General features: G+C 51.8%; 22 protein-coding genes. 16 read left to right on the top strand and 6 right to left on the bottom strand.

All coding sequences use genetic code 11. The annotated features are described in order from the left end of the window. Positions 1–179: 179 nt before the first annotated feature. Positions 180–1,499: a (Fe-S)-binding protein gene (locus tag HRM2_RS26195; protein WP_015905568.1), complete on the bottom strand. Its 1,320-nt coding sequence runs from the start codon at positions 1,497–1,499 to the stop codon at positions 180–182. A 215-nt stretch (positions 1,500–1,714) separates the two neighbouring features. Between HRM2_RS26195 and hrpA the strand changes: the two genes are divergently transcribed. From hrpA to HRM2_RS18555, 3 genes are all read left to right on the top strand, one after another. Continuing rightward, positions 1,715–5,716, top strand: a complete 4,002-nt coding sequence (gene hrpA / locus HRM2_RS18565) for an ATP-dependent RNA helicase HrpA (RefSeq protein ID WP_015905566.1) — start codon at positions 1,715–1,717, stop codon at positions 5,714–5,716. A gap of 180 nt (positions 5,717–5,896) precedes the next feature. Continuing rightward, complete coding sequence (locus tag HRM2_RS18560) at positions 5,897–6,625, top strand: response regulator (protein WP_015905565.1); 729 nt, start codon at positions 5,897–5,899, stop codon at positions 6,623–6,625. Further along, a complete protein-coding gene (locus HRM2_RS18555; protein WP_015905564.1) occupies positions 6,612–9,047 on the top strand; it encodes a FapA family protein in 2,436 nt (811 codons plus the stop codon). The genes HRM2_RS18560 and HRM2_RS18555 overlap by 14 nt, the downstream gene beginning before the upstream one ends. Before the next feature lie 2 nt (positions 9,048–9,049). Here the strand turns inward: HRM2_RS18555 and HRM2_RS18550 are convergent, their stop codons facing one another. Next, positions 9,050–9,898: a glycosyltransferase family 2 protein gene (locus tag HRM2_RS18550; protein WP_015905563.1), complete on the bottom strand. Its 849-nt coding sequence runs from the start codon at positions 9,896–9,898 to the stop codon at positions 9,050–9,052. Between the two features lie 127 nt (positions 9,899–10,025). Between HRM2_RS18550 and HRM2_RS18545 the strand changes: the two genes are divergently transcribed. From HRM2_RS18545 to HRM2_RS18530, 4 genes are read left to right on the top strand one after another with little or no spacing between them, the layout of a single operon-like run. After that, a complete protein-coding gene (locus HRM2_RS18545) occupies positions 10,026–10,247 on the top strand; it encodes a 4Fe-4S dicluster domain-containing protein (protein WP_015905562.1) in 222 nt (73 codons plus the stop codon). After that, positions 10,240–11,388 (top strand): 2-oxoacid:acceptor oxidoreductase subunit alpha, encoded by a 1,149-nt coding sequence (locus tag HRM2_RS18540; RefSeq protein WP_015905561.1) that lies wholly within the window; start codon positions 10,240–10,242, stop codon positions 11,386–11,388. Before HRM2_RS18545 ends, HRM2_RS18540 begins: the two co-directional genes overlap by 8 nt. 1 nt (position 11,389) lies before the next feature. After that, complete coding sequence (locus HRM2_RS18535; RefSeq protein ID WP_015905560.1) at positions 11,390–12,199, top strand: 2-oxoacid:ferredoxin oxidoreductase subunit beta; 810 nt, start codon at positions 11,390–11,392, stop codon at positions 12,197–12,199. Continuing rightward, positions 12,196–12,744, top strand: coding sequence for a 2-oxoacid:acceptor oxidoreductase family protein (locus HRM2_RS18530; protein WP_015905559.1), 549 nt, complete (start codon positions 12,196–12,198; stop codon positions 12,742–12,744). Before HRM2_RS18535 ends, HRM2_RS18530 begins: the two co-directional genes overlap by 4 nt. A gap of 558 nt (positions 12,745–13,302) precedes the next feature. On the opposite strand, the gene HRM2_RS27785 is transcribed toward HRM2_RS18530, so the two are convergent. Both HRM2_RS27785 and HRM2_RS18525 read right to left on the bottom strand, forming a co-directional pair. Next, on the bottom strand, positions 13,303–13,500 hold the full coding sequence (locus tag HRM2_RS27785) for a hypothetical protein (protein ID WP_232364074.1): 198 nt from the start codon (positions 13,498–13,500) through the stop codon (positions 13,303–13,305). Positions 13,501–13,611: 111 nt separating this feature from the next. Then, positions 13,612–14,064, bottom strand: coding sequence for a PaaI family thioesterase (locus HRM2_RS18525; RefSeq protein ID WP_015905558.1), 453 nt, complete (start codon positions 14,062–14,064; stop codon positions 13,612–13,614). 161 nt (positions 14,065–14,225) lie between these two features. Between HRM2_RS18525 and HRM2_RS18520 the strand changes: the two genes are divergently transcribed. Further along, positions 14,226–15,854: a pyridoxal-dependent decarboxylase gene (locus tag HRM2_RS18520; protein ID WP_041273368.1), complete on the top strand. Its 1,629-nt coding sequence runs from the start codon at positions 14,226–14,228 to the stop codon at positions 15,852–15,854. 16 nt (positions 15,855–15,870) lie between these two features. Here the strand turns inward: HRM2_RS18520 and HRM2_RS18515 are convergent, their stop codons facing one another. Next, positions 15,871–16,512 (bottom strand): OmpA family protein, encoded by a 642-nt coding sequence (locus HRM2_RS18515; protein ID WP_015905556.1) that lies wholly within the window; start codon positions 16,510–16,512, stop codon positions 15,871–15,873. A gap of 292 nt (positions 16,513–16,804) precedes the next feature. On the opposite strand from HRM2_RS18515, the gene lpoB reads away from it, so the two are divergent. From lpoB to HRM2_RS18480, 7 genes are all read left to right on the top strand, one after another. Next, entirely contained in the window at positions 16,805–17,419 is a 615-nt protein-coding gene (lpoB, locus tag HRM2_RS18510; protein ID WP_015905555.1) for a penicillin-binding protein activator LpoB, read from the top strand. A gap of 11 nt (positions 17,420–17,430) precedes the next feature. Continuing rightward, entirely contained in the window at positions 17,431–18,591 is a 1,161-nt protein-coding gene (locus HRM2_RS18505; protein WP_148214669.1) for a hypothetical protein, read from the top strand. Positions 18,592–18,776: 185 nt separating this feature from the next. Beyond that, the gene (locus HRM2_RS18500; RefSeq protein WP_015905553.1) at positions 18,777–19,430 is read left to right on the top strand and encodes an XTP/dITP diphosphatase; all 654 of its coding nucleotides are present in this window, start codon (positions 18,777–18,779) and stop codon (positions 19,428–19,430) included. Then, a complete protein-coding gene (locus tag HRM2_RS18495; protein WP_015905552.1) occupies positions 19,427–20,008 on the top strand; it encodes a nitroreductase family protein in 582 nt (193 codons plus the stop codon). Before HRM2_RS18500 ends, HRM2_RS18495 begins: the two co-directional genes overlap by 4 nt. Positions 20,009–20,035: 27 nt before the next feature. Then, positions 20,036–21,718, top strand: coding sequence for a B12-binding domain-containing radical SAM protein (locus HRM2_RS18490; protein ID WP_015905551.1), 1,683 nt, complete (start codon positions 20,036–20,038; stop codon positions 21,716–21,718). Beyond that, positions 21,690–22,985: an AmpG family muropeptide MFS transporter gene (locus HRM2_RS18485; protein ID WP_015905550.1), complete on the top strand. Its 1,296-nt coding sequence runs from the start codon at positions 21,690–21,692 to the stop codon at positions 22,983–22,985. The genes HRM2_RS18490 and HRM2_RS18485 overlap by 29 nt, the downstream gene beginning before the upstream one ends. Beyond that, positions 22,969–24,708, top strand: coding sequence for a DUF6178 family protein (locus tag HRM2_RS18480; RefSeq protein WP_015905549.1), 1,740 nt, complete (start codon positions 22,969–22,971; stop codon positions 24,706–24,708). Before HRM2_RS18485 ends, HRM2_RS18480 begins: the two co-directional genes overlap by 17 nt. Here HRM2_RS18480 and HRM2_RS18475 read toward each other — a convergent pair. Beyond that, positions 24,698–25,531, bottom strand: a complete 834-nt coding sequence (locus tag HRM2_RS18475) for an MBL fold metallo-hydrolase (protein ID WP_015905548.1) — start codon at positions 25,529–25,531, stop codon at positions 24,698–24,700. The genes HRM2_RS18480 and HRM2_RS18475 overlap by 11 nt on opposite strands. 178 nt (positions 25,532–25,709) lie before the next feature. Here HRM2_RS18475 and HRM2_RS18470 point away from each other — a divergent pair, with 178 nt between their 5' ends. Then, entirely contained in the window at positions 25,710–26,432 is a 723-nt protein-coding gene (locus tag HRM2_RS18470; RefSeq protein WP_015905547.1) for an enoyl-CoA hydratase/isomerase family protein, read from the top strand. The last annotated feature ends 244 nt before the right edge of the window (positions 26,433–26,676 follow it).

Here is a 26,676-nt window from a genome sequence, read left to right as displayed (position 1 = left end):
TGTTTGGGTTTGCCCTGCCCGAAAATCTGATCCCCTTTGTTTCTCAATGTTCAGCAAACGGTCATCAACTGTTGCCCATCCAACTTTCTTTTTTTACATGCATTGACCCTGGACAAAAAAAGCCCTGGACCGGAGAAGTCTCCAGTCCAGGGCTGAATAAGACGTGTTAAAAAAGAAATTTACATTTCTGTCTCAGGGTGGAACACGTTCACATGCTTAAGGTCTTCATGGAGGTATTCCCTCTCATTGGGTCCGAGGATGCCAAGGGAGAGACAGATCAATGTCCAAAGGTGAACAACCCCGTAATTTCCACCATAGTGTTCACTGAGCTCATGGATCTGGGCATGGCAGTTATGACAGGCTGCAATGCAGTAATCCGCCTTGGTGGTCTGGATCTGGTTGTCCTTTGTTTGACCGTAGCTCAGTCTCTCTTCCTTGAACCCTGACTGGAGGAACCCGCCGCCGCCGCCGCAGCAGAAGTTGTTGGACCTGTTCGGGGTCATGTCGATGAAGTTTTCTTCGCCCACAACCGATTTAACAATAAACCGCAAATCTTCTGCGATTGGGTCTCCATAGGATTTACGTACGATCTGGCATGGATCCTGGACCGTAAACTTGATCTTGAGATCCTTGTTCCAGTCTGAGTTAACCTTGAGTTTTCCTTCCCTGATCCAGCGTGCATAGTACTCGTAGATATTTTTTACTTCAAAGGTGTGCTTGATGTCGAATTTTTTCAGTCCTGCCAGGACTGCAAAGGTAACGTGCCCTCACTCCGTATTCAGGAACGTCTTGCAACCCACCTGCTCTGCAGCATCTGTAGACTGGGTTACCAGGTGCTTCCAGGCATCGTCGTCCGAGAGGAACATACAGTAGTTCTCTCCTCCCCACCCCTTGCTGGTATAGGTCCAGTTGGCACCAACCAGGTGAAGGATTTTCCACAGGGGAACCATCTCATCGGGCTCTGTCACAGGCTCCCTTGAGTTCTGATTCAAAACAAACTCGGCACCCGGCTTGTCGATGGGAGCTTCCATATCGGCAAATTCAGGTTGGGCCTCCTGGTACTCTTCAAGTACATCGCCCACAACAAATTCGAAATCATCCACAGGGGTTCCCATGGCACTGCCGGACTCATTGGACAAGGCTGCATCGCAGGATCCCAGGATCCCCTTGGGCCTTTTCTCTCTCGGGATTGACGCCCTGGCGTTGTATACCAGCTGGGGGATGTTAATCTGCATCGGGCAGACATAGATACATCTCTGGCACTGGGTGCACATCCAGATCCATTCGGAACTCAAGATCTCCTCGTCCATTCCAAGGGCCGCCATTCTCAGGAACTTTCGGGGGTCCATTCCTCTGAGTCCCGTTGCAGGACAACCCGAGGCACATGCGCCACAGGTCAGGCAGGCATTGAGATTTCCGCCGTCGGGCAGAAGCTTCATCACCTTATCCTTGAAAACGCTTTTCCTTTTTCCTCCAATTTTAATCACTGCATCACCCATGCTCTAATGTCCTCCCTTTATGTTAAAACTTAAGCGTATTAACACGTTATGCATCTGATATCGCCCGGTCAGCTAAATTCCTTAATAAATAAATCCTGACCCGGTCATTAATAATATCATTGTTTTTTCTCCTATTCTTTTGATACTGTCAACCTTTTTATCGTTCAAGCCCATGGAATTGACATTTTGCATCCGTGTACTAATATTCTTCCACTATGAAAAGAGTCAAAAAAATTGAACGGCTGTTGCCGGAGACCATGTGTGCCGATCGGTACTGTCTGGTCCAGGATGTTCAACGGCTGAAACGGCTGATCAAACAGAACACCCCGGACCGTGCCGGCCTTCAATCCCGGATAGCTGCCCTTGAAGGGCGGGTCGATAAATCCAGGCAGGAGAGGGAACAAAGACAGGCGTCCATGCCGGATATTGCCTACCTCCCAGAACTGCCCATCACGGGGAAAAAAGATGAAATCATCCACGCCCTGAAGTTCCATCGGGTGGTGATCATCTCAGGCGAAACAGGGTCAGGAAAAACCACCCAGATTCCCAAGTTCTGCATGGCCGCAGGCAGGGGGGCTGCCGGCAAGATCGGCTGCACCCAGCCAAGGCGCATTGCGGCCATCACGGTTGCGGCAAGAATCGCAGAAGAACTCGGACAGTTGCCGGGTGGTGTTGTGGGGCACAAGATCCGGTTTGACGACAGATCGTCAAAGGATTCCATCATCAAGATCATGACCGACGGCATTTTGCTAGCCGAGACCCAGCATGATCCATTTTTAAACGAATATGACACCATCATCGTGGACGAGGCCCATGAGCGGAGCCTGAACATTGATTTTACCCTGGGGATTCTGCGAAATCTGGTCAGAAAAAGGCCGGATCTTACCTTGGTTGTTACCTCTGCCACCATTGATACGGAAAAATTTTCCAAGGCCTTTGACAATGCGCCGGTGATCGAGGTGTCGGGCCGAATGTTTCCTGTTGAGTTGAGGTACGCACCCATTGACGACCCTGATAACGACGACCTGGATGACCAGGGGTATGTGGAGGCCGCTGCCGGGGCCGTGGACGAAATTCAACGCCAGTCCAGAACAGGTGATATCCTTGTGTTCATGCCCACGGAGCGGGACATTGAGGAAACCATCGAATTGATCCAGGGCCGGAAATATCCAGGCACCCTTGTGCTGCCCCTTTTTGCAAGGCTTTCCGCCAGGGACCAGGCCAGGGTGTTTTCCCGGGGGGTGGGAAGAAAGATCATTGTTTCAACCAACGTGGCTGAAACCTCGCTGACCATTCCCGGCATTAAATACGTGGTGGATTCAGGTCTTGCCAGAATACTTCACTATTCGCCACGGACCCGAACCACGGCCCTTCCGGTTTCTCCCATCTCCAGGAGCAGCGCCAACCAGAGAATGGGCCGGTGCGGCAGGGTGGCTAACGGCATCTGCATCCGTCTGTTTAGTGAGGATGCGTTTGAGTCCCGGCCCCTCTTTACCTCGCCCGAGATTCTGAGGAGCAACCTTGCCGAGGTTATTTTGCGGATGATTTCGCTTAAACTTGGGAATGTGGCGGCCTTTCCCTTTATTGATCCACCTGCACCCAAGAGCATCAAGGACGGGTTTGACACCCTTGTCGAGCTTGGCGCCATCCAGCAGCGAAGGGGTAAAAACAATCAGCGGGGGGGGTATGCCCTTACGACCAGGGGGCGGGTCATGGCGAAAATTCCCGTGGATCCAAAGCTGTCACGGATACTTCTCGAGGCAGACCACAATGGCTGCCTTGACGAGGCCGTTGTTATCGTTTCGGCCCTTTCCATTGCCGATCCCCGACAACGGCCCAAGGATAAGGTCCAGCATGCCGATCAGATGCACGCAGCCTTTAAGGACCCCTCATCTGACTTTGTGACGCTTTTAAACATCTGGAAGGCCTATGTGGCGGCTGAGCACTCCCTCAAGACCCGCAACCAGGTAAGACGTTTCTGCAAGGATAACTTCCTTTCGTTCAGGCGGTTCAGGGAGTGGGGCGATATTCAGCACCAGATTCGGTCGGTGCTCAAAGAACACGGCATCACCCGGAGCAATACCGATAGCACGGTTACCAAGGTTGGAACAAAGGGTCTCAAGGCAAAGGCATTTGAAATTGGTGGTCCTTTTTATACAGCCCTTCACAAGAGTATTCTTGCGGGTTATCTCGCAAACATTGCCCAGAAAAAAGAGAAAAACAATTACACGGCCACAAAGGGGCGTGCCGCGACGATTTTTCCAGGTTCCGGCCTGTACAACAGCGGGGGCAGCTGGATCGTTGCCGCCGAGTTTGTCGAGACCACAAAACTCTTTGCAAGGGGTGTTGCGATCATTGATCCCCAATGGCTTGAGGAGACCGGCCAGGAGCTTTTGACCCGGACCTGGTCAACGCCCCGGTGGGAAAAACAGAGGGGGGAAGTGGTGGCCACGGAGCAGATTTCCCTGTTTGGCCTTGTGATTGTGCCGGAACGTACCGTCGCCTATGGGAAAATTAATCCCAGGGAGGCCGGAGAAATTTTTATCCGTCAGGCCCTTGTGGAACAGGAGGTGGCAAGGCCCCTTGGGTTTATGGTTCACAACCAAGCTTTGATCGACGAGCTTCGCCAGGTGGAGGAGAAGACCCGGCGGAGGGACATTGTTGTCACCGAAGACGACATGTTTTTGTTCTACCAGCAGCGCCTGGACCAGGATTTTTCCAACCTTGCCACCTTTACCCGGTTTCTCAAGGAGCAAGGATCGGATCTGTTTCTGCGCATGACCCTTGAGGACCTCCAGCAGCGATCACCGGACAGGGACGAACTGTTGAAATTTCCAGACTCACTTGAGATGGGAGGGGGAAGCTTTCGCCTTGAGTACGGGTTTCAGCCGGGTGCTGAAACAGACGGGGTAACGGTAAAGGTGCCTGCAACATCGGCAGCCTCGGTCAGTGTCTCCACCATTGACCGGCTGGTTCCCGGGCTTTTAACGGAAAAAATAGCCGCCCTGATCAAGGCTCTTCCCAAAAGGTTTCGTGTCAGACTGGTACCTGTGGCAGACACGGCTGCCATGATTGCCGATTCCCTGCCCGAGTCTGACCGACCCCTTTTTGTGGAACTCAGTCATTTTATCAAACAGCGGTTTAAGGTGGATATCCCTCCGTCTGCCTGGTCGGATGCCACCCTTGAAGAGCATCTGAAGATTCGCATCTCCATCACCGACGCCAAGGGTAAAGAAGTGGCTGCCTCCAGGGAAAATGATCTGCTCGACAAGTATGCAAAGGGCCATGGCTCCAATGATCTGCTGTTTGAAGATGCCAAACGACGCCTGGAACGAACCGGGGTGACCTCCTGGGATTTTGGAGACATCAGTTCCCCTGTTCTCCTGGGTCAGGGGCAGGAGTTGTCCTACAACGTCTATTACGGATTGCAATCTGAAGAACAGGGGGTGGGACTGCGGTTGTTTAAATCCCATGCCGAAGCCCGCAGATCCCATGTTGCAGGTGTTGAAAAGTTGTCGACCATCTGTTTTGAGGCCGATTTCAAGGCCTTGAAAAAGGATGTGAAAAAATGGACCCTGCTCAGACCCCGGACTTCAAAGTTCGGCGGATGGGAACGGTTCCAGAACGCCCTTGTCTCCTGCGTCTTTCGTGAGCTTTTTTCCAGGGATGTCAGGACCCCAAAGGCCTTTCTTGAACTGGCAGACAAACACCTTCCCCTTGTTTACCGCCATGGCGAGGAATTGATGAAAACCATGGTCACCCTCTTTGATGAGCACGACAGGACCCTGACCCTGCTCAAAAATCTGTTCTTGAAGTCCGGGAACCGGCCCACGGTTCTTGCCATGGCCCAGACCCTTGAAAAGGATCTTGCAGCGCTTTTGCCGGAACTGTTTCCCAGTCTTTATGATTTTACGAGAATAAAGAAACTTGAGCGTTACGTGGCAGCCATCAGAATCCGGGCCGAACGGGGAGCGGTGGAACCGGTCAAGGATAGTGTCAAGGCCGGTCTGGTTGCCGAACACACCCTGAAACTCAATAACCTGGTTGCAACCCTTTCCAAAGAGTCATCCAGGGAAAAGGTCGAAGCTGTGGAGGCGTTTTACTGGATGATTGAGGAGTACAAGGTTTCCGTGTTTGCCCAGGAGCTCGGGACCCTGGTGAAGATTTCTCCGAAAAGGCTCAACACCATGTGGCGGGAAATCCAGGCCATGATCTGATCCCCTTATTTTCTTGGTTCAGCCAACGGATACCAACTGATGCATACCGCTTGAACCCACAACTATAATTACTGGGAAATACGGTTTTTACTTGATAATTGGGCAAAGATGTTCGATGTTATTCCTTTGATCATAACGAATCTTATCCAGGGCCTTTTCATTGGAAATAGGGGAGATTGAATGGAAGAGAGGTTCCACCATACCGTCCTTGTGGTTGGCACTGGGGCGGATGAGTTCGCAAGCATTGAACATCGCCTGACAAAGATCGGGGTGACGGTCATGTCTGTTGATGGCGGTGAACAGGGGCTTGAAAAAATTAAGGTTGTTTTAAAACCATTTTCCATCATTATCGCGGATCAGCATTTGCCTGACATGCAGGGACACGATTTTCTGGAGAGGGCAAAAAAACTTACGCCGGACTCGGTTCGTTTCCTTGTGACCGGGAATCCGTCCATGGATGTTATCATCGCCGCGGTCAACCGGGGGGCGATCCATCGTTATATTTTAAAACCACTGGATACGGAAGCGTTTTTCAACACCGTCCGTTCAGGTCTTTCCAAGTATGAAGTGGTTCTGGAGAATGTGAGACTGCTTGCCCTTGCAAAGGAACAGAACGCAAAATTGTACATGTACAACTGTGACCTCAAGGACCGGTCAGAGTCCCACCAAAAGACCATTGGACAGTTGGACCAGGAAATCAGAAAAATCATTCTGGCCCGGGAACAGGCAGATCGGGAGGAGCCAGCGCCCATGGTTCTCCAGGGGATTTTCATGGAAAACGGGCTCTTGACCCGGGAAAAAATGGACATTTTTTACAAGAATCTCATGGGCCAGTTATTTGTCCGGTTTCAGGAGATTGCTGAAAAAAAAGGATTTTCCATGCCGGAGACGATTGATGCCAGATCCTAGTACCCACGAAATTTTGATCATTGAGCACGATGGGGACCTCGGTCGTCGGATTGAGGCTGTATTGAACGGTGCAGGCCACAGAACCCATTGCAAAACCGCCTCCCTTGAGGGGCTCGCTATGCTTGAGGAAAAGGATGAGGAACCTTTTTCCCTGGTTATTTCAAGCTTCAGGATGCCCGTAATGGATGGGGACCAGATCCTTGAGCGGGCAAAACTTGCCTCTCCCCTGACCCAGAGAATGATCATTACTGATCCGGGTGAAGTTGAGACGGTCATGGGTGCCGTGAACAAGGCAGAAGTCCATGCCTGCCTTTCCATCCCCTTTACCGATGTGGATCTTCTCGCCCAGGTCAACCTGTGTCTGGATGCCCATGCAATGGAGATGAAGCGGGCAAATCTGATCCGGGTCACGGAACGTCAGAATCGGCAGATGTACCGGCTGGCAAAACTCTTTAAAGAACGGGACAATTCTTTTGCCTCCCAGATCAAGTCAAAAACAAAACAGCTGCGGGTTGAGCAATCCAGGGGCGCATCCGGTTCCGGGAGATCACACCCCCCCATGACCCTTGGGGAGTTTCTCGAGTTAACCGCAGGGCCTTTTTCTCCTGTAACCTTTGTTGAGGCGTTCCAGGGGCTGTCCAGTGAACTGTTAGCCCTTGTTAACACAGCCTGTGCAGAGGAAGGTATTGAACTTGAAGCCATGACCTATGAAAGCGCCAGGTCAGCGGCAGCCCTTTCCGAGTCAAAAGAACCCATGGACAGGGTCTTTTCGTTGCTCTATTCCGTGGTTGGTGCCCGTGGAGGATTAAACCCCGTTGAAGTTAAACCCGTTTTCACCACACCCCTTGATGACTACATGGATTTTACAATTTCAGAGGACCGGTTGACCGCCTTTGCGCGGCTGAAAAAGAAATATAACGACATTGTGACAATTCCAGGGGTTAAGGATGCTCTTGGGGCCCTTGGGGTCACCTTTGGTATCAAGCAGGATGCCCTTATTAAAACCTGGCTTTCCCTGGCCACACCCGAAGGAAAACCCTTTGTCATTGCCCAGGGCACGGCGCCTGTTCCCCCTGTTGATGCAGGGGTGAATTACCATTTTAAAACCGATTTTCTCCAAGCCGGCAAGGTGAGACCCGACGGCAGCATTGATTTCAGGGAGCGTGGAGACATTCCCTTTACCACAAAGTCGTCGCTCCTTGCAGAAAAGACAAGCCCCATTGGGGGAAGTCCTGGTGTTGATCTTTCAGGTACTCCGATTCAGGTGGCCGATCCCGTGGACATCATCTTTAATGCCGGCCAGGGCGCAAGGCTGTCCGAGGATGGACTGCGAATATATGCTGATTGTGATGGGCAGCCCCACCTTGACGCCATGGGCAATGTGACGGTCCTTTCAGAGTTGACCATTAAGGGAGATGTGGATTTTGAGACCGGTAACATCAACTTCAAGGGCAACGTCATCGTTGGTGGGGTTATCAAGGAGGGGTTCAGCGTCCGGGGAGCAAACCTGACAGCAGGACAGATTGAGGGGGCAGATATTGAGCTTACCGGAGATCTGAATGTCGGGGGAGGAATTATTGATGCAAAGCTCATAAAGGTGCAGGGCAGTGTCCAGGCAAAATACGTTAACAATTCGTTTGTCCGGGCCTTTGGTGATCTGATTGTGCAGAAGGAGATTATTGATTCAACCGTGTTCTTGAGCGGTGCATGTGAGAACTTGAGCGGCAACATCATTTCATCCACCATTGTTGCCAGAAAAGGGGTCAAAGCCTTTAATATCGGTACTGAGACATCCCAGTCTACTCATATCCGGGTAGGAGTGGACGATCATATACAGATGCTTCTGGCCGAAGTGAACAAGACAATGGATAAAAATCTTGACCAGGTGGAGCAGCTCAAACAGGAGATCGTTGGGTTTGAAGTCGAGGATCAGGGTCTTAACGTGAAAATTTCCGACGCAGCCCATATCCAGGATCGCGCCCAGGTAGAGCTTGGGAAAATTGAGGGTCAGATGGCCGCAATCAAGGATTCCAAGGATTTCCAGGCATTTGATCGGCTCTCAAACATGGTGAAAAAACTCCATGTGGCGGCCCGCAGGGCTGAAGAGGGGCTTGATCGGGCCTTCCATCTCCAGGATGTCCTTGTTGAAAAGATTCGGAAGAAAAAACACCAGATTGCCCTTATCGAGGATCAGAACAGGTCCCTGATCGATGAAAAAAAAGCGATGACTGCTTTTTTGGAAAAAGCAGAGGCCCTGCCCCGTGTGATCGTTGCCCAAAAGGCCCGGCCCGAGACCTTTATTGAGGGCCCGAACACCCAGATTCGCCTGAAAAATATTATCTCAAAAAGCAGGATTGTTGAGGTCAGACGGGATGGGGATGACGGGGTTCTATTCTTTGAAATGGTCGTTTCAAATCTCTAATTTCAAGCCCCTGGGGCGTATCCCTTTTTCCCTTTTGCCAGGTAGTGTTTGCCCAGATCTATCTTTCCCCGTTTGATGCATCCCTGGCCGTAAATGGCGGTTTTTTCCTGGAATACCTTTACCGCAGCCCTGCGCTGTTCCGGGGTGAGGGCATCTGTATCCAACAGTTTTTCAATGGCCGCGATTCTGTACCGGTCAAGGGAGTGGTGGCCTGAGAGCTGGTCGTCGTGTCCGCCCCGTTTTATGGTGCAGGCCTGGTCCATGAGGTGGATGGGATGTGTGGTTGATATCCTCAGCCAGAGATCATAATCTTCGCAGGCCGGAAGACGTTCGTCAAAAAAGCCCTTGAGGTCAAACAGGGTGCGATGCATCATGACGGCCGACGGGCTGACAAGGCAAAGTTCAAGGGAGGGTTCAAAAATCATTCCACCCCTTTTTTTGTGCTTGTTTTTCGGGTTGACCCTTTTGCCGTTCCGGATCCAGATTTCCTGGGTCTGGCAGATCATCGCGTCCGGATGATCGTTGAAAAAAGCCACCTGGCGATCGATCTTTTCAGGGGTCCAGAGATCGTCCGAGTCAAGCAAGGCGATAAGTTCTCCCCGGCTCGCGCGGATTCCCAGATTTCTTGCGGCACTCACCCCCCTGTTTTCCTGGGTGATTACCCTGATTTGCTGGCCAAAGGCGTGGAGGAGTGAAGGGGTCTCGTCCGTGGAGCCGTCATCCACAACAATGATCTCCATGGGCTGGTATGTCTGATCGATCACCGACTGGATTGCTTCTCGTAAAATCCATCCCCTGTTAAAGGTGGGGATGATTGCTGAAACAAGGGGGTGCTGTTGTTTGTTTTCCATGGACAGCTACATAGCATGTCCCGGGATATCTTGCAAATACATGGACTTGCCTTGACAGAAAATGGCAAATCGCTTATTTATTACCAAATTATATCGGTGATTCGTCACTTTTAATCAAGAGGATATTATGGCCAGACTGAAACTAAAGGAACATTTGATAAATCGGGAGTGGTGCAAGGGGTGTGGAATCTGCGTCCATTTCTGTCCGAAACAGGTGCTGGAACTCGATGCCATGGAAAAGGTGGTTGTGGCAAGGCCCGAGGATTGTATCTGCTGTAAACTGTGTGAGCTCAGGTGTCCTGATCTTGCCATTGAAGTGTTAACCGACCAGGATGAGAAAAATGAATAAACATATTAAGTTTGTCCAGGGAAACGAAGCCTGTGTCGAGGGAGCCCTTTATGCAGGTATTGATTTTTTTGCAGGGTATCCTATAACACCCTCCACGGAAGTGGCAGAATTGCTGGCCGAACGACTTCCCCGGAAAGGGGGAAAGTTTATCCAGATGGAGGATGAGATTGCCTCAATGTGCGCCATCATCGGTGCATCCCTCACCGGCCATAAAGTGATGACCGCCACAAGCGGTCCCGGGTTTTCCCTCAAGCAGGAGGCACTGGGATATGCCTGTATGGCTGAAATTCCCTGCGTGGTGGTCAATGTTCAGAGGGGAGGGCCTTCAACGGGAAACCCCACCCATGTGAGCCAGGGGGATGTGAACCAGGCCCGCTGGGGAACCCATGGGGATCATTCCATCATTACCCTTACCGCCTCCAATCACCAGGATGTGTTTGCCATGACCGTGGATGCATTTAACCTTGCCGAGACATACAGGACTCCTGTAATCCTGCTTTTTGACGAAGCCGTGGGTCATATGCGGGAAAAGCTTGTGGTGCCTGAAGAGGGGGAGATCCCCCTGGTGGATCGCCTCAGAACCTCGGTTGGCAAGGGTGTGGATTACCACCCCTATCTTCCCAGGGAGGACGGCAGGTTGCCCATGTCCGATTTTGGCGGGGATCACCGGTACAACGTCACCGGACTCTTCCACGACATGTGGGGTTTTCCTTCGAACAATCCCGGCGTGGTAAACGGGCTGCTGCACCATCTGGTGGATAAGATCGAGAACAACGTCCACGCCATTACCCGGTGCAGGGAGCACTATCTTGAGGGGGCTGAATATGTGCTCGTATCCTACGGCTCTTCTGCCCGGTCCGCCATTCACCTTGCTAAGAATCGCAGGGAAAGGGGGGAGAAGATCGGGGTGCTGGAACTCCAGTCCATCTGGCCTTTTCCTGAAGCCATGATCCGGGAGCGATGCCGGGGCGCCAGGGCTGTTATTGTTGTGGAGATGAACATGGGCCAGGTCATGCGCCATGTAAAGGCGGCCGTTGACGAACCTGAACGGGTATTTTTGGCCAATCGAATTGATGGACATCTGATAACGCCGACGGATATCAAAAAGCTTCTCCGGGTTATCCAGGGAAGGGGGGTGTAGAATGAGTGTTAAGGATTATTTAAGGGAGCGATTTTTTCCCCATATGTGGTGCCCGGGCTGCGGCCATGGAACGGTCTTGAACTCGCTGCTAAGGGCCGTGGAAGGATTGGGCCTTGATAAAAGTGACATTGTCATGACTTCCGGCATTGGGTGCTCAGCAAGGATTTCAGGATACGTGGATTTTCATTCCCTCCACACCATCCACGGCAGGGCCCTTGCCTTTGCCACCGGGGTTAAATTCAGCAAACCCGAACTCAAGCTTCTCGTTCCCATGGGCGATGGAGATGCCCTGGCCATTGGGGGCAATCATTTTATCCATGCGGCCAGAAGAAATATAGACATGACTGCCATTGTCATGAACAACCGGATTTACGGCATGACCGGCGGTCAGTTTTCGCCCCTTTCCGGGGTCGGCATCAAGGCGACTACAGCCCCCTACTTGACCATTGACAACGATTTTGATGTTGTGAAGATGGCAACGGCGGCAGGGGCCTCGTTTGTGGCAAGATCTACCACCTATCATGTTCTTGAGGCTGTGGATATCCTGAAAAAAGCCATTGATCACAAGGGCTTTTCAGTGGTTGAGATCCTTTCCCAGTGCCCCACACATTTCGGCAGGAAGAACAAGGGGGGAGACGCCTCCAACATGCTTGAAAGCTACAAGGCCAATACGGCGAAAACAGGCTCCAAGGCCCTGGCAGAGAATCCTTCCCTCATTGCAAGGGGGATTTTTGTAGATGAAGACAGGCCCGAGTACTGTGAGTCCTATGATGGGATCATTAAACGTCTATCCGGAGGGACTGAATCATGAAGCGAACCAGACTTGTATTTTCAGGTTCAGGCGGGCAGGGGGTGATCACCGCTGCCATCATTCTGGCTGAGGCTGCCGTTATCCATGAGGGCATGAATGCAACCCAGTCCCAGACCTATGGGGCAGCGGCAAGGGGTGGGTCCACAAGGAGCGATGTGATCCTGTCTGACTCAGAGATCCATTTTCCAGAGGTGACCCAGCCCAATATTCTGGTCTGTCTCACCCAGGAGGCCTACACCTCGTTTTCGCCCATTGTCCGACCAGGGGGGCTCTTGCTCACCGATTCCAGGTTTGTGACCACCTTTAAAAAGGTGGATGCAAAGCAGATCGAGCTTCCCGTCTATGAGACGGTCATGGCGCAGATCGGCAAACCCATTGTTTTTAACATCAGTGTGCTTGGCGCTTTGATCGGGATTACTGAACTGATTAATCCCGCATCCATCATGGAAGTGGTCAAAACCCGGGTACCCAAGGATTTTGTTGAGATGAACAGTCGTGCCCTGGAACTTGGGCTGGCCATGGGATCCCAGCATAAATTCAAATAAAATTTTCCAGCCTTGCCAAGGGGGCGGATGTAAATCCGTCCCCGCAAAATCTGAATTTTTTTTATAAGAAACACACTTCAAACCGGTAGGCGGAAACGGGTGTTACCCTTCTCTCATTCTCGCAGCCCGTCCGTGGGCTGCTCCGAGGAAAATGGCAACTCCTTGGGCGTCCATGCCCACCGTTGCCATTTAACCCGTTCAGGGTAACACCCGTTCCCGCCTACCTACTGCTATATAGTTTCATGCTTCGTTGTGTCCGCTAGGACATGTGGGTTTATAAGAAACTCATGTCGAAACATCATTGTGAAAGTCTCGACTTTCGAGCCCTCTTTGGTTTCCCTGATCGGAACATTGTAAACCAAAGGGGATAGGATTTTTGCCCTTCCAGGCGTTAAGAAGCGCAGGCTGTTTGAGGACTTTAGCCCGCAGTTCCTGCGCTTTAGTCTGGAAGGGCAGAAATCCCCCCGACGTTTACCGTTCCGGTCAGGGTAACCAAAGGGGGCGGAATGGTACTATCGTCTGCCCTGTATCATCGTGTTTCATATTTCGTTGTGTCCGCTAGGACATGTGGGTTATATGAAACTCGCTTCGACCGGCCGGCGGAAACGGGTGTTGCCCTTCACTCATTCTCGCAGGCCGTCCATGGCCTGCTCCGAGGGAAATGGCAACTCCTTGGACCTCGTGTCCACCGTTGCCATTTAACCCGTTCAAGGCAACACCCGTTCCCACCGGCCTACTACTGTCGAGTTTCATCATTCGTTGTGGCCGGATGCCATCTCTCGCTCCGGCTGTGCTGATTGTATCATTCCAGTGAACGTTAAAGTAACCCTGCCTTGCGGGGGTATCCGTCTGATTTCGTCAAGGGTGTTATTTGCTTTGCTGGACCAGGGTCTCCTTGGGAACTGCCATGAGGGTTACCGTGGCCTTGGCCGCAAGTACCCTTTCTTTGTCTCTCAGGTCGTACACCTCAGATTCGGCAACCAGAATCTGCCTGCCTTTTCTGATGACGGTTGATTCACACGCCAACCCCGCTCCAAAGGCGGGTTTTAAAAAGTTGATCTTAAATTCAATGGACAGGATCTGAAAGGTGTCATCCACAACGGTAAAGGCGGAATAGCCTGCCGTGTGATCGGCCATGGTGGCCATGACACCTGCATGGATGAATCCGTCCTGCTGGCGGTGGTGATCGTCGATCTTAACACGGGAGGTGAACCTGCCAGGGGTGATTTTGTCTGCCCTGAAACCGCAGTAGCGGATAAATCCCTGTTCATAATCGCTTCTCAGAAACGCAATTCTCTCATCTGACAATGTCTGGTCCATGGGAACTCCTTGTTTGATGGATAATCGTCTGATTTCTTTACCATACCCGGAAAAACTGTGCAAAAGAATAAAACTCGTCCATATTTATTGAGTTTTCAGGTGAAATATGGTTAGGTGTCCGGGCAGTGACGGTTACCCATAACTCTAAAAAAGTTGGACAGATGAACAGCAACGATAGGAAAAATCCCAGCCTCATCGCGGACTGGAAAACCCTTGAACGGATTTTTATCCGACCAGAGGATGAGGCGTGTCGGAAGACGCTTGTTAAATATATGGAGCAGATTCTGTTTGGGCTCCATGATTTTTTAAACTCCAATGTGGGGGTCACCCAGGAGATCAGTCTGCTGGAGTTGACCAATCTGTACCGGGATACGCTGATCAGTCCAGACCCTGAAAAAAAGCTTGAGAACGTTATTTCTGACATCATTCATAAAATTGCCCCCAGGGCCGTCAACGTGGCTTCACCCTATTTTGTCGGGCATATGACGGCGGCTATTCCTTTTTTCATGGTTCATCTTAAAACCATAGTGGCGGCCCTGAACCAGAACGTGATCAAGCTTGAGACATCAAAGGTGCTTTCGGTCATTGAAAAACAGGTGCTGGCCAAGATACACCGTTTGATTTATCGCAGGGATGAGGCCTTTTACCAGACCCATGTCCAGAGTGTTGACACTTCCCTTGGGGCCTTTACCACTGGTGGGACAACGGCAAACCTCATGGCCATGTGGGTTGCCAGGAACCATTTCCTGGGTGCCGGGGTTGAACAACAGGGCATGGCTGCTGCCATGCAGGCAAAGGGGGTGGAACGGGCCGTTATTCTTGTTTCCAAACGGGGACATTATTCCCTGAAAAAAGCGGGCGGAATCCTGGGGCTTGGCAACAGTAATGTCCTGGCCATGGATGTGGATCAGCACCAGCGCATGGACATGAAAAAGCTTGAAGTTACCATCCGAAACCTCAAGAAAGACGGTAAAACAGGAATCATAGCCGTTGTGGGCATTGCAGGAGCCACTGAAACAGGCACGGTGGACCCACTTGGGGAGATGGCTGACCTCTGCCTTGGCCAGGGCATCCATTTCCATGTGGATGCGGCCTGGGGCGGACCCGTGCTTTTGAGTGAGCGGTATGCACCGCTTTTAAAGGGGATTGAGCGGGCAGATTCAGTTTCCATGGACGGGCACAAGCAGTTTTATATGCCCATGACAAGCGGTATGGTCTACTTCAGGGATCCTGGGGCCATGGACCAGATCGCCTATTATTCCAATTATGTGAACCGTGAGGGGAGTGTGGATCTGGGCATCAAATCCCTGGAGGGATCAAGGGAGGCCAACGCCCTGATCCTGGACAGTTCCCTCAAGATCATGGGCAGCCGGGGCTATGCCCTGATGATAGACCATGGTATTGAGACGGCAAAGGCCTTTGCCGCTGAGATTGAACAACGGGTTATGTTTGAGGTGGTCACCCCGCCGGAACTCAACATCCTGACCTACCGGATGGTTCCCCCTGATGTCTGCAGGCGGCTTGAACATGCAGACCCCAAGGGACGAGAGATCCTTAACGGCTATCTTGATGAACTCAATATTTACATCCAGCGAACCCAGCGGGAGGCGGGAAAGAGTTTTGTCTCCCGGACCCGGATCTGCCCTGTGCCCGGGAGTGAAGGGGGACGTGTGGTTTTACGTTCGGTGATCATGAACCCCATGACCACAAATGCTGTTCTAAGGGAAATCCTTGACGAGCAGGAGAGGATCGGGCAGGGTTTTTGTGATCCGATACCACAGATTCTCTAAACCGCCTGCCCGTTGTTCAGCTCTGGACCGGAATGATGACAATGTTTACCCGACGGTTGTCTCCATCGTTTGAGGAAACCGGCTGGGATTCGCCAAAGCCGATACTCTCCATGCGCATGGGATCGACTCCCCGCTGGACCAGGGCATCGGTAACGGCCTGGGCCCGCCTTTGGGAAAGCAGCATATTATACTGGTCAGTCCCCTTTGAGTCTGTGTGCCCTTCAACGCGGATTCTGGTCTGGGGAAAATCCCTGAGCACCTTTGCCACCCTGTCAAGTTCCGAATAAGCACCGGGCTTTAAAGTCGACGAGTCAAAATCAAAAAAAGTGTTGGCCTTGAAAGTGGCTGTTAGAACGTTCTGGGACCGCTGGATGCTGGCCGCCTCGGATGTGGCAACGGCGCTTCTGAGGGCCTGTTCCTGGCGGTCCATGTAGGCGCCGATCTGGTTGCCAGCAACGCCGCCAATGGCGGCCCCAAGGCCTGCACCGATCAGGGTGCCCTCGGTGTCTCCACCAATGGCCTGGCCCAGAATGGCACCGAGTCCGGCTCCAACGATTACGCCCTCCTTTGTCCGACTTTCCTGGTTTGTCATGCCTGCACACGAGGCCATCACCAATGGAACTGCTGCTATAACGGCAATCGCCGTAAATTTTTTCATCTTTACCTCCCAACGGTTATTGTGTTGAATCTTTGACTACAAAGAATAAGACATGCAGATTCTTTTATCAAGGTCAATCACTTGCCTGCAGCTATTCTAATCCTGGGAATCCCCATGGGAGGGGCAATCGGTGTCCTTTTGGTGAGCATTGAGGAGTCAGCAATAGGCCCCCCTTGATTATTATTCGCCAGTGTATATGTTTTTTGATAGTTTATACTACCATTTGACCCGCCTGATCGGCAAGACCGAAAGGGTGTCAGGCGGTTAATCATTAAATAAAGGACATGGTCCCATGAAAAAAAATTGTTTGAGTGTTCTGATGCTGGTAACCTGTTTTGCTGTGTTCACCATGGTGGGCTGTGGTGCAACCACCAGAAATCTTAACCCAAAAGATGAAATTCACTATGGTGCAAGTTATGATTTTTCAGATAAAAAACAGATTGTGGAAAGACTTGTCACTCCCCTGCTGGGTGCTCCCCTTTTTCCAGTGCAGGCATCAAAACCAATCCTGATTGTTTATCCTGTTGTCAACGAAACTTCCGAACACATCAGTACGGGCGGCATCACCGATGAAATCAGGATGAAACTCATTCAATCTGGAAAGTTTCGTTTTATCAATGAGACTCAACGGAAAAACATTCAAAAAGAGACCCGCTACCAGTCCCGGGGATATGTGGACCCGTCCATGCGGGTTGACCAGGGGCGTCAGCTTGGGGCGGATTATATTCTGAGCGGAACCCTGAGGTCCATCAAAAAAGACCAGCCGAGACAGTGGCGGCTCAACAAAAGCGAACGGATTTACTACAGTCTTGACATGACCCTGACGGATCTTACAACAGGCGAAATCGTTTATGCGGATCAGGCTGAGCTTGCCCGGGAAGCCTCCAGGCCTGTTATCGGCTGGTAATGGCCCCGACCATGGCAAAGATTCATTCCAGTGCCGCTCAGGGCAGAGCCAACCAGGGCATGATCTGTTCCAGAATCCTATTGACGATCCTTATGATTCTATTGACTGGTTGCTCAAGTCTTCCCCTTAAAAAGGCAAGGCGTGCATTTTATGGGGGAGACCCTGCCCAGGCTGATCTTATTCTCAATGATTGTAAAAAAGTATCCCCGAGGGATCAGCTCCTGTGTCATATGGAAAAGGGGGTGATCCTCCACGACCTTGGGGCCTATGAAAAAAGCACCGGGGTATTATTGGAGTCTGCCAGGCTTATCAAAGCCCAGGAGCAGATCAGCATAAGGGAACAGTCCTCGGCAGTTCTGCTCAATGATAACGTCACCACCTACAAGGGTGAATACTGTGAGCAACTCTGGGTGCACACCTTTTTAATGATGAATTTTCTGCTCCAGCATAAGAATGAAAGTGCCCTGGTGGAGGCAAAACAGGCCCTTGAGGTCTTTGACAGGTATCCCGTATCCCTGGAGAACGATTATTTTACCCGGGCACTTATCGCCCTTTGTTATGAAAATATGAATCTTTGGGATGATGTCCGCATTGAGTATGACAAACTTTACCGGGCCATGGGGCAAAAGCCAGAGATGCCCGTTCTGGCGGAACCGGGAACCGGAGAGTTGGTTCTCTTTGTGGGCCAGGGCCTCATTCCCCCAAAGGTTTCCACAAACATTATTCTGCCGCCATCCATCCGGATTTCAGTCCCCAGATACAAAGCCCCTTCTGAGGCGCCTCCCCTGGTGATCCGATCAGATGGCCAAATCCTTGCCCCCCTGACACGATCAACCAGCATGGGAGCGGTTGCTGAAAAATCCCTTGAGCAAAGATCGGCTGCAATTCTTTCCAGGCAAGTGTTGAGGGTCGGTGCAAAAGAAGCCATTGCCCAGCAGTTTGGCAAGGAGAATGAATTCCTTGAAGATGCGGCAAGGATAATTCTCTTTCTACTCGAGGAGGCAGATACACGATCGTGGGAGCTTTTGCCGGGCAGACTGTTGCTTGTCCGGATTCAACTTGATGCAGGCGTTCATAACCTGGAAATCTCTTCAGGTTTTTCAAAAACAATTGGCCTGAATGATCTCAACATTATTGAGGGCACAAGGGTGTATCGTTCGCTTCGATTTTAATAGATCGGCAGGCAGGAATTAAATGAAGTTTCATATAAAAAATACAGTGCCTTGGGTTTACGCTGGCAAGGGGATTCCTTTACAAAAACCTGCTTCTGGCTTATACTCTATTTATTTTAACCTTTGCCATGGGCAAAAAAACATTTGGACGACCCCGGAAAAAACCGTTAAATCGGGTGTCGCCAATGCAGGAGATACAGGTGACCATTCTCGTGATTGCAACAAGAAACAAGGGAAAAACCCGTGAGATCAGGGCCCTTTTAAAGGGGTTTCCCGTTGAGATAAAGAATCTGGATGATTTTGGACCCATCCCTGAAATTGAAGAGGATGGGGAAACCTTTGACGACAATGCCTATAAAAAGGCGGCCTTTGCGGCAAGGGTGCTTGGCTATCCCGCCATGGCCGATGATTCTGGCCTTGTGGTTGATGCCCTTGACGGGGCACCCGGTGTCCGGTCGGCCCGCTATGCCGGCGAGAATGCAACGGACCGGGAGAACTGGGAAAAGCTTCTGGAACAGATGAAGGGCAAGACCAACAGAAAGGCCGCGTTTCAATGTGTTATCTCCATTGCCGTGCCAACGGGTGCCGCCCTGACCTATGAGGGACAGTGCCAAGGGACGATTCTTGAACAGCCAAGTGGTGAGAACGGCTTTGGCTATGATCCCCTGTTCTTTTATCCCGAGTTGAACAAAACATTTGCCCAGATTTCCATGGACGAGAAAGGTCGGGTGAGCCACAGGGGGATTGCCCTGCACCAGGTGGCAGCCGAGTTTGACAAGGTGCTTGACTGGATCGATATCAATATGCCCGAATTTGACAAGGTGATATGTACAGAATGAAAAACCGGACTGTTCTTGAACTGATCAAAGCCAATCGAAGCTGCCGCAGGTTTGACGCCTCCTACTCACTGGACGAAAAGATGTTGCGTAGTCTCGTGGACCACGCAAGGCATTCAGCCTCAGCTGGCAATCTCCAGCCGTTAAAGTATGTTCTCTCCTGTGACAAGGCCAGGAACGACGCGATTTTTCCCTGTATTGTATGGGCCGCCTACCTGACCGATTGGAAAGGGCCTGTGGAGACGGAACAACCCACGGGATACATTGTGATCCTTGGGGATACGACCATTACAAAGAACTTTCGTTGCGACCATGGTATTGCCGCCCAGTCCATTCTTCTTGGGGCAAGGGAAAATGGCCTTGCCGGATGCATGATTGCAGCCTTTGACCCCAAACGGCTTCGAAAGATCCTGGCCATTGACCCGCGGTACGAAATCCTTCTGGTGCTTGCCCTTGGTAAACCGGTTGAAGAGGCCGTTATTGAAGATCTTGCACCCGAAGGAGACATCCGTTATTTCAGGGATGAACACGATGTCCACCATGTACCCAAACGATCCCTTGATGAACTCATCCTTTCCTAGGGTGAGTTCGGGGGACCCCGTACTTCCATGACTGTTTTGCTTGTAAATCCAGCCTGCCTTGACCCGCGGGTAACCGATGGGGATGCACTGTTGGTTCCCATGGGGCTGTTTTACATTGCGGCCCTTTTAAACGAGAACCGGATTCCTACCCAGGTGGTCAACCTTGCCGTTGAGGAGAATCCCCTGGACCATCTCAGATCCCGGGTTATTGCCGAGCGGCCCAGGATCGTGGGATTCAGTGTCCTCAATGCCAACCGATTCAGCGCCATGGAAGGGGCAAAGGTTGTCAAGGATGTGGATCCTGAAATTTTAGTTGTTTTTGGTGGCCCCTGCGCCACATTTTTGTGTGACCATCTTTTTTCCCTGTGCCCGGAACTAGACTATGTGGTCAAGGGGGAGGGTGAGATCACCTTCCTTGAGCTGGCAGAGCATCTGCAACGGGATGAAAAACACCCTGCTGCCATGGTCCAGGGTCTTGCCCATCGTGGCGGTCTGGGCAAGATCGTTCACACCCCGGAGCGCAGGCCCATTGAGGACCTTGACTCCCTGCCCATTCCCGGCCGTTACTTTGACTTCCAGCACGTCTCTTTGTCCAGGGGGTGTCCGGGGCATTGCACCTTTTGCGGGTCTCCCCGATTCTGGCCCGGCGCCCGGGTAAGGTTTCATTCTCCGGAATGGTTTGTGGCCCAGCTGTCGCTGCTGGAGAAACGGGGAATCAACCATTTCTTTGTTTCAGACGACACCTTTACCATGGACAAAACCCGGGTGATCAAGGTGTGCCGCATCATCATTGAGCAGGAATTGCCCATCACCTGGGTGGCCATCTCAAGGGTGGATTTTATCGATTCTGAGATTCTCCTGTGGATGAGACGGGCCGGATGCACCCAGATAAGCTTTGGGGTTGAAAGTGGTTCTGCCGATATTCGCAAGCGCCTTGGTAAACCCATGGACAGGGAACGGATTGTTAAGGCCTTTGCCCTCACCGTCTCCTACGGCATCATGCCAAGGGCCTATTTTATCTATGGTTCACCCGGCGAAACCGACAAGACCATCAGGGAGAGCCTGGATCTGATCATGGAAATCCGTCCTTTGAGTGCTATTTTCTACCTGCTGGTGCTCTTTCCCGGAACCCACCTTTATCAACGCCTTGTGGACCAGGGCAGGCTGTCGGATCAGTTGTGGTCCCGGAAAATTGAAGATCTTCCCTGGTTTGAAATGGACCCTGATCTTGATTTTGACCGGGTAAAGACCTTTGGCCACGCCCTGCGCAAGGGTTTTTATTCAAACCTGTCCGATTTTGCAGCCGGCATTGAGCTTGTGGACGAAAAGTCCCTTTATCCCTTGCATGCAGATTTTCTGTCCCGCCTGGCCCTGACCTTCAGCCACGGGGAATACGCCCAAAACCCGTGGGTTAAAAAGCCCATGGATACGGCACAGCTTTTGTTTGAGCGGGCTCTGGGATATCATCCAGACCATCGTGCCTTTCTGGGCCTTGCCATGCTGTTCCAGAAGCTGCGGCAGTTTGATTCAGCCATTGCCACGGCCACGGCAGGTTTACGCCACTTTAAATCGAGCAGGGATCTGAACATCTGCATGGCCGTTAGTCTGATGAACCTTGGCCGGTTCCAGGATGCCCTCGGTTTTCTTGAACCCTTTAAAGATAATCCCGAGGTGAAAGTCTATGTCGATGCCTGTATCGGCCGCATCTAGGCCGGTGTCGAAACCGGCACCCCCGGGGGCACCGTCTGGGGGCCGGATCGTTTTTGGCAGAAAAATGGCCGTGGCCATGGTCATGGGATTCTCCTGTGGCCTTCCCCTGCTCTTGACCATTTCCGTACTCCAGGCGTGGATGAAAAAAGAGGGGGTGGATCTTTCAATCATCGGTCTTTTTTCCCTGGTGGGGCTGCCCTATACCCTGAAGTTTCTCTGGGCCCCTGTTTTTGACAGGTTTACCCTTTCCCCTGCCGGCCGGCGAAAGGGGTGGCTTGCCCTGGCCCAGGCGCTGCTCATTGTGGCCATTGCCGGACTGGGGTTCACAGCGCCTGCACGGGCCCCCTGGCTTGTGGCTGTGGCTGCTTTTTTTGTTACTTTTTTCAGTGCATCCCAGGATATTGTGGTGGATGCCTACAGGCGGGAGGATCTTACCGATGCCGAACTTGGCCTTGGTTCGTCCATGTACATCTATGGTTACAGGGCCGGTATGCTCCTGGCCTCGGGGGGTGGCCTTATCCTGGCTGATCACATTCCCTTTTCCATGGTTTATCTTATCATGGCCCTCTGTCTCGTGCCCGGCCTTGTGGTCACGCTTTTGACCCCTGAGCCCACCGAGGTCCCCGGCAGGCCTGCCACCCTTGCAAGGGCCGTTGTGGAACCCCTGCGAGAGTATTTCTCCCGGGACGGTGCCCTTGTCATCCTGCTGTTCATCGTTCTGTACAAGATCGGCGACACCATGGCCAGCGCCATGACAACCCCGTTTTATCTGGACACCGGGTTTTCCATGTCTGAGATCGGTACCGTGGTCAAGCTCTTTGGTTTCTGGGCCACCCTTATAGGGGCCTTTACAGGGGGCTTTGTGATGATTAGAATTGGCATTAACCGGAGCCTGTGGGCCTTTGGTGTTTTACAGGCCCTGTCAACGGCCGGGTTTGCAGGGCTTGCCCTTGTGGGCCACAGCCTTCCCATGCTGGCCTCGGTGATTGCCTTTGAAAATTTTTCAAGTGGCATGGGAACGGCTGCCTATGTGGCATTTATGGCGTCCATGACTGACCGGCGGTTCACCGCAACCCAGTATGCCCTTCTGTCCAGTCTCATGGGGGTTCCCCGGGTCCTTGCAGCAGCCCCAACGGGGTATTTTGCGATCCACCTGGGATGGGTGGGTTTTTTTGTTTTATGTACCGTGGCAGCCGTGCCCGGAATGGCTCTTTTGATGAAATGTGCACCATGGAGAGGGGATAGCAACGATGACAGACAATTATAAGCTGGTAAACCAGATCAAAAAAGAGCGGCACCTGGCCGCAATCCGCAGTGATATTCTGGCAGCTGAATCACAACAGGCACTGGACGCGATTCTTGGCTCACCAACGCCTGCCGCCCTTGTCCAAAGTTTTCCCGATCAGGATCTTCACTTTCTCATGCACACCATCGGGCCCCATGATTTCCTGCCGGCCCTGGCCCTTGCCTCGTTTGACCAGTGGGAGTACCTCCTTGATATTGAAACCTGGGAGGGGGACAGAGTCGACATGCCCATGGTGACCCAGATGCTGTCGCTTCTTTTTGCGGCTGATCCGGAACGGCTTGTGCGGTGGATGATTCTGGAAAAAACCGAATTTTTTGAGCTCTATCTTTTTAAGAACATGGAGGTCAGACTCCTTGAAGAGAATGAAGATCCGTCTGACTTTCCCGACGATTTCCAGACCATTGACAATCTGTTTTATGTCAGATTTCCGGAAATCCCCCAACAGATCCTTGACCAGGATGGGGGTGCTGAGGTTGAACAGGCAAGGGCACGGGCCGAGACTTTGATCATGGCAATGCTCAACAAGGTGGCTGACATGGATCTTTCTGTTTCCCATGCCCTGCTCCTTGAAACAGGTACCGTCATTCCGGCGGAGGTTGAGGAGGAAGAACTCCGGCTCAAGGTCTTTCGGCTGGCTGAAAAAGGCTTCCTTCCCCACCATGAAGCCGTGGGTATTTATCAGCCAAAAGATGTCGATTCCCTTGTGCCAAGGCCGGTAAAAGAGCTTAAAAAAACACTCTATGGCGGAGACTATCCCCTGCCGCCCCTCTACTTTTCGTCATTGGTGGGGGCGGATAATCTATTTGCCCGCTCCCTTACAGCGGTTAATGAGACTGCACTGCTCAACCTCCAGGCAGAACTTTCAGGGCTTGTGAATCGGCTCTCTTCGGCCGACGGCGGGGTGGTCCGGGAGCGGCAGGATCTTGAACGGCTGGTTCAAAAGGGGTGTGCGTTTTTAAGCCTTGGCATGGAAGTCATCCATGGGGATCTGTCTGACTGCACTCCCCGGGAAGGGGCCGCCATCATTGCCCGATACCATCTGGCCGATATTTTCCGGGTTGCTTCAAGGGCCTGCTTGACCCTGAAAACCCGTGCCAAAGGCTGGTATGATCAAAGCTGGCTTGCCAAAAATGATCTTCCCCTACATTTTTTCGGTGAACAATGGCTTGGCGTTCTGGGTGGGCTGCTCCTGGATCGGCCGCTGTTCTTTGACAACTACCAAACCGGGGTGCTTTATCGGCCCTTTGGCTCTGTCGGGGAAATTGCGGCCACGGACAAAGCGCTTGGCCAAATCATTGCAATTGACGGGGTGATGGCAGGTCTGGATCCTGATCTTACGGGTATTGCCCAGGCAAGCCTTACCTTTAAGCCCATTATTTTTACCCTCTGGGCCAGGGATCGTCTGGGGCTTGACGTCATGTTTAAACCCATTGAACGATCTGTGTTCCTTCCCTTTTTTGTGGAGCTGTTTTCTGGGGAAAAACCTGGAACCATCGATGAATTTAAACGGGATGATTTTACCGGCTGGATTGCCCAGGCAACGGGAATTGACCAGGATCGGTTGACCCGGGATCTGGGCGATTGGGTCACGGAAATGTTTGACCAGCTTGGAAAGGAGTATGGCGCGGTGGCGGCCGATGATTTAGAATCAAGGTTTGTAACCGATTTTTTCCTCAAAGGGTAAACGTCATGTTGCAGGCAACGGCAAAGCAGTCAAGGGTTGACCCCTCTGCTTTTATCCGTGACCGGCAGTCGGCCTGGATCTGATCCATCTGACGGTCGGTTCGGTTCTGGTTTAAGTGGAATAATCCCAGGCGCTTTACACCCGATCGGAGGGCAAGGTCAAGGGCCTCGATATAGGTGGAGTGGCCCCATCCCCTTCGTAGCCGGTACTCATCCGGTGTAAATTCAGCGTCGTGGAAGAGCAGGTCTGCATTCCTTGCAAAAGAGATGTAGTCGTCAAAACCGGCCCCTCCCCCATGGTCAAACCCGATTTCGTTGTCTGTCAGAAAGACAAAACGCCTGTCGGCCTCTGTGACCCGAAAGCCAAACCCGCCGTTGGGGTGGCTCAGGGCAATGGTTTCAACAGTCAGGCTTCCAATGGAAAAGGTTCCGGTCAGATCGGTTCGATACCTGACCGTGGCCTTGAGATCCTTGGGGGTGATGGGAAACAGCGGAGGGGACATGAGGGTATTGAGAATATTTTCAACGGTGACGCCTGAAAAGCAGCTGTTTTGGATTTCCACCACCGAGTCGCTGTGGAACAGGGGTTTGAAAAAATTAAATCCCGCCACATGGTCTAAATGGGCATGGGTCAGAATAAGATAGCAGTTGGCTTTGTTGCCAAGGCTTTCACCTAATTCACGAATCCCGGTTCCAGCATCAATGATCAGGGTTTCTCCGCTTTGGGCTGTCACCTGAATGCAGGTTGTATCTCCGCCGTATTTGAGGTATTGTTTCCCGGATATGGGAGTGGACCCCCGGGAGCCCCAGCATTTGATAAGCATTCATTGTCCTTGTCTGTATGTTCGGGTCGTCTGGTTCCTCTACTCGCTACCATATCAGGAAAAATGAGTCTACAAAAAAGAGCAGTAATTCTAATTGTGGAGGACACCGACTGACGCCTGCATCGTTTAAATCGGATCTGGAGTTGCTGAGAAACCTGGAAAAGAAAAGGAGAAGACCATGGCGGTTATTGAGTGGGAAAAAAAAGAGACGGTTGCCGTAATTTCCATGAACAACGGGGCCAACCGGCAGAACCTTGTTTTTGCACAGCAAATGAACGACGTTTTTGACACCATACTTGAGGATAAGGATATCAGTTCCATTATTCTCACCTCAATGGATGTTAAAAATTTCTCCCAGGGTATTGATGTGGATTGGCTGGGCAGCTGTTTTGCTAAAAAAGATTTTGAAAATATCAAGACGTTTATGTTTGAAATGAACCGAATCTTCAAGCGACTTCTGACCATGCCCGTCCCGGTCATTGCCGCCATCAACGGGCACGCCTTTGGCAACGGAGCCATCCTTTCCTGCGCCTGTGACTTCCGGTTCATGAAGTCAGACAGGGGCTTTTTCTGCTTTCCCGAGGTGGACCTGGGTATCCCTTTTCTTCCAGGCATGATCGCCTTTGTGCGAAAGGCTTTTCCCGAATACCTGTTCAATCGGATGAAGCTGACGGGTGAACGGGTGACGGCGGATGAGCTGCTGTTGCACCATGTCATCGAGGAAGCAGGCAGCAACCAGGAGGAGATGATGGAAAAGGCCATGGCCTTTGCAAGGGGGTTTAACAAGAAACGGGGCATCTTTGGTGAGCACAAGCGCCGCATGCACAAGGCCATCCTTGAAACCATGGAGCAGGAAGACCCACCGTTCATCGAGGCCCTTGATCTGTTTGTTCAGGATTAGGCAGGTTTATAGAACGGCCATGGCCTGGTGGGCATAACAAACGACGAAAGTGGTATCATGCCGCCCCCGACGGAGGCTCTGCTGTCGGTGTATTCACAAAACGGTCATACCCTGCCGGGTACAACAAAGCATGAAATGCCAGCAAATTTAATTTTAGTTCGTTTTATTGGGGGGCAATCGGTGACTGTCTGCTGAACATTGAGAAACAAAGGGGATCAGATTTTCGGGCAGGGCAAACCCAATA

Origin of the sequence: Desulforapulum autotrophicum HRM2 (genome assembly GCF_000020365.1) — a bacterium.
GTDB classification, from domain to species: Bacteria; Desulfobacterota; Desulfobacteria; order Desulfobacterales; family Desulfobacteraceae; genus Desulforapulum; species Desulforapulum autotrophicum.
The sequence above is the reverse complement of the archived record's forward strand: the minus strand, read 5'-3'. Positions and strand labels throughout refer to the sequence as shown.

Coding starts and splice junctions, on each gene's coding strand:
- hrpA (WP_015905566.1), top strand. CDS start 1,715: ATGAAAAGAGTCAAAAAAATTGAACGGCTGTTGCCGGAGACCATGTGT.
- HRM2_RS18560 (WP_015905565.1), top strand. CDS start 5,897: ATGGAAGAGAGGTTCCACCATACCGTCCTTGTGGTTGGCACTGGGGCG.
- HRM2_RS18555 (WP_015905564.1), top strand. CDS start 6,612: ATGCCAGATCCTAGTACCCACGAAATTTTGATCATTGAGCACGATGGG.
- HRM2_RS18550 (WP_015905563.1), bottom strand. CDS start 9,898: ATGGAAAACAAACAACAGCACCCCCTTGTTTCAGCAATCATCCCCACC.
- HRM2_RS18545 (WP_015905562.1), top strand. CDS start 10,026: ATGGCCAGACTGAAACTAAAGGAACATTTGATAAATCGGGAGTGGTGC.
- HRM2_RS18540 (WP_015905561.1), top strand. CDS start 10,240: ATGAATAAACATATTAAGTTTGTCCAGGGAAACGAAGCCTGTGTCGAG.
- HRM2_RS18535 (WP_015905560.1), top strand. CDS start 11,390: ATGAGTGTTAAGGATTATTTAAGGGAGCGATTTTTTCCCCATATGTGG.
- HRM2_RS18530 (WP_015905559.1), top strand. CDS start 12,196: ATGAAGCGAACCAGACTTGTATTTTCAGGTTCAGGCGGGCAGGGGGTG.
- HRM2_RS27785 (WP_232364074.1), bottom strand. CDS start 13,500: ATGATGAAACTCGACAGTAGTAGGCCGGTGGGAACGGGTGTTGCCTTG.
- HRM2_RS18525 (WP_015905558.1), bottom strand. CDS start 14,064: ATGGACCAGACATTGTCAGATGAGAGAATTGCGTTTCTGAGAAGCGAT.
- HRM2_RS18520 (WP_041273368.1), top strand. CDS start 14,226: ATGAACAGCAACGATAGGAAAAATCCCAGCCTCATCGCGGACTGGAAA.
- HRM2_RS18515 (WP_015905556.1), bottom strand. CDS start 16,512: ATGAAAAAATTTACGGCGATTGCCGTTATAGCAGCAGTTCCATTGGTG.
- lpoB (WP_015905555.1), top strand. CDS start 16,805: ATGAAAAAAAATTGTTTGAGTGTTCTGATGCTGGTAACCTGTTTTGCT.
- HRM2_RS18505 (WP_148214669.1), top strand. CDS start 17,431: ATGGCAAAGATTCATTCCAGTGCCGCTCAGGGCAGAGCCAACCAGGGC.
- HRM2_RS18500 (WP_015905553.1), top strand. CDS start 18,777: ATGCAGGAGATACAGGTGACCATTCTCGTGATTGCAACAAGAAACAAG.
- HRM2_RS18495 (WP_015905552.1), top strand. CDS start 19,427: ATGAAAAACCGGACTGTTCTTGAACTGATCAAAGCCAATCGAAGCTGC.
- HRM2_RS18490 (WP_015905551.1), top strand. CDS start 20,036: ATGACTGTTTTGCTTGTAAATCCAGCCTGCCTTGACCCGCGGGTAACC.
- HRM2_RS18485 (WP_015905550.1), top strand. CDS start 21,690: ATGTCGATGCCTGTATCGGCCGCATCTAGGCCGGTGTCGAAACCGGCA.
- HRM2_RS18480 (WP_015905549.1), top strand. CDS start 22,969: ATGACAGACAATTATAAGCTGGTAAACCAGATCAAAAAAGAGCGGCAC.
- HRM2_RS18475 (WP_015905548.1), bottom strand. CDS start 25,531: ATGCTTATCAAATGCTGGGGCTCCCGGGGGTCCACTCCCATATCCGGG.
- HRM2_RS18470 (WP_015905547.1), top strand. CDS start 25,710: ATGGCGGTTATTGAGTGGGAAAAAAAAGAGACGGTTGCCGTAATTTCC.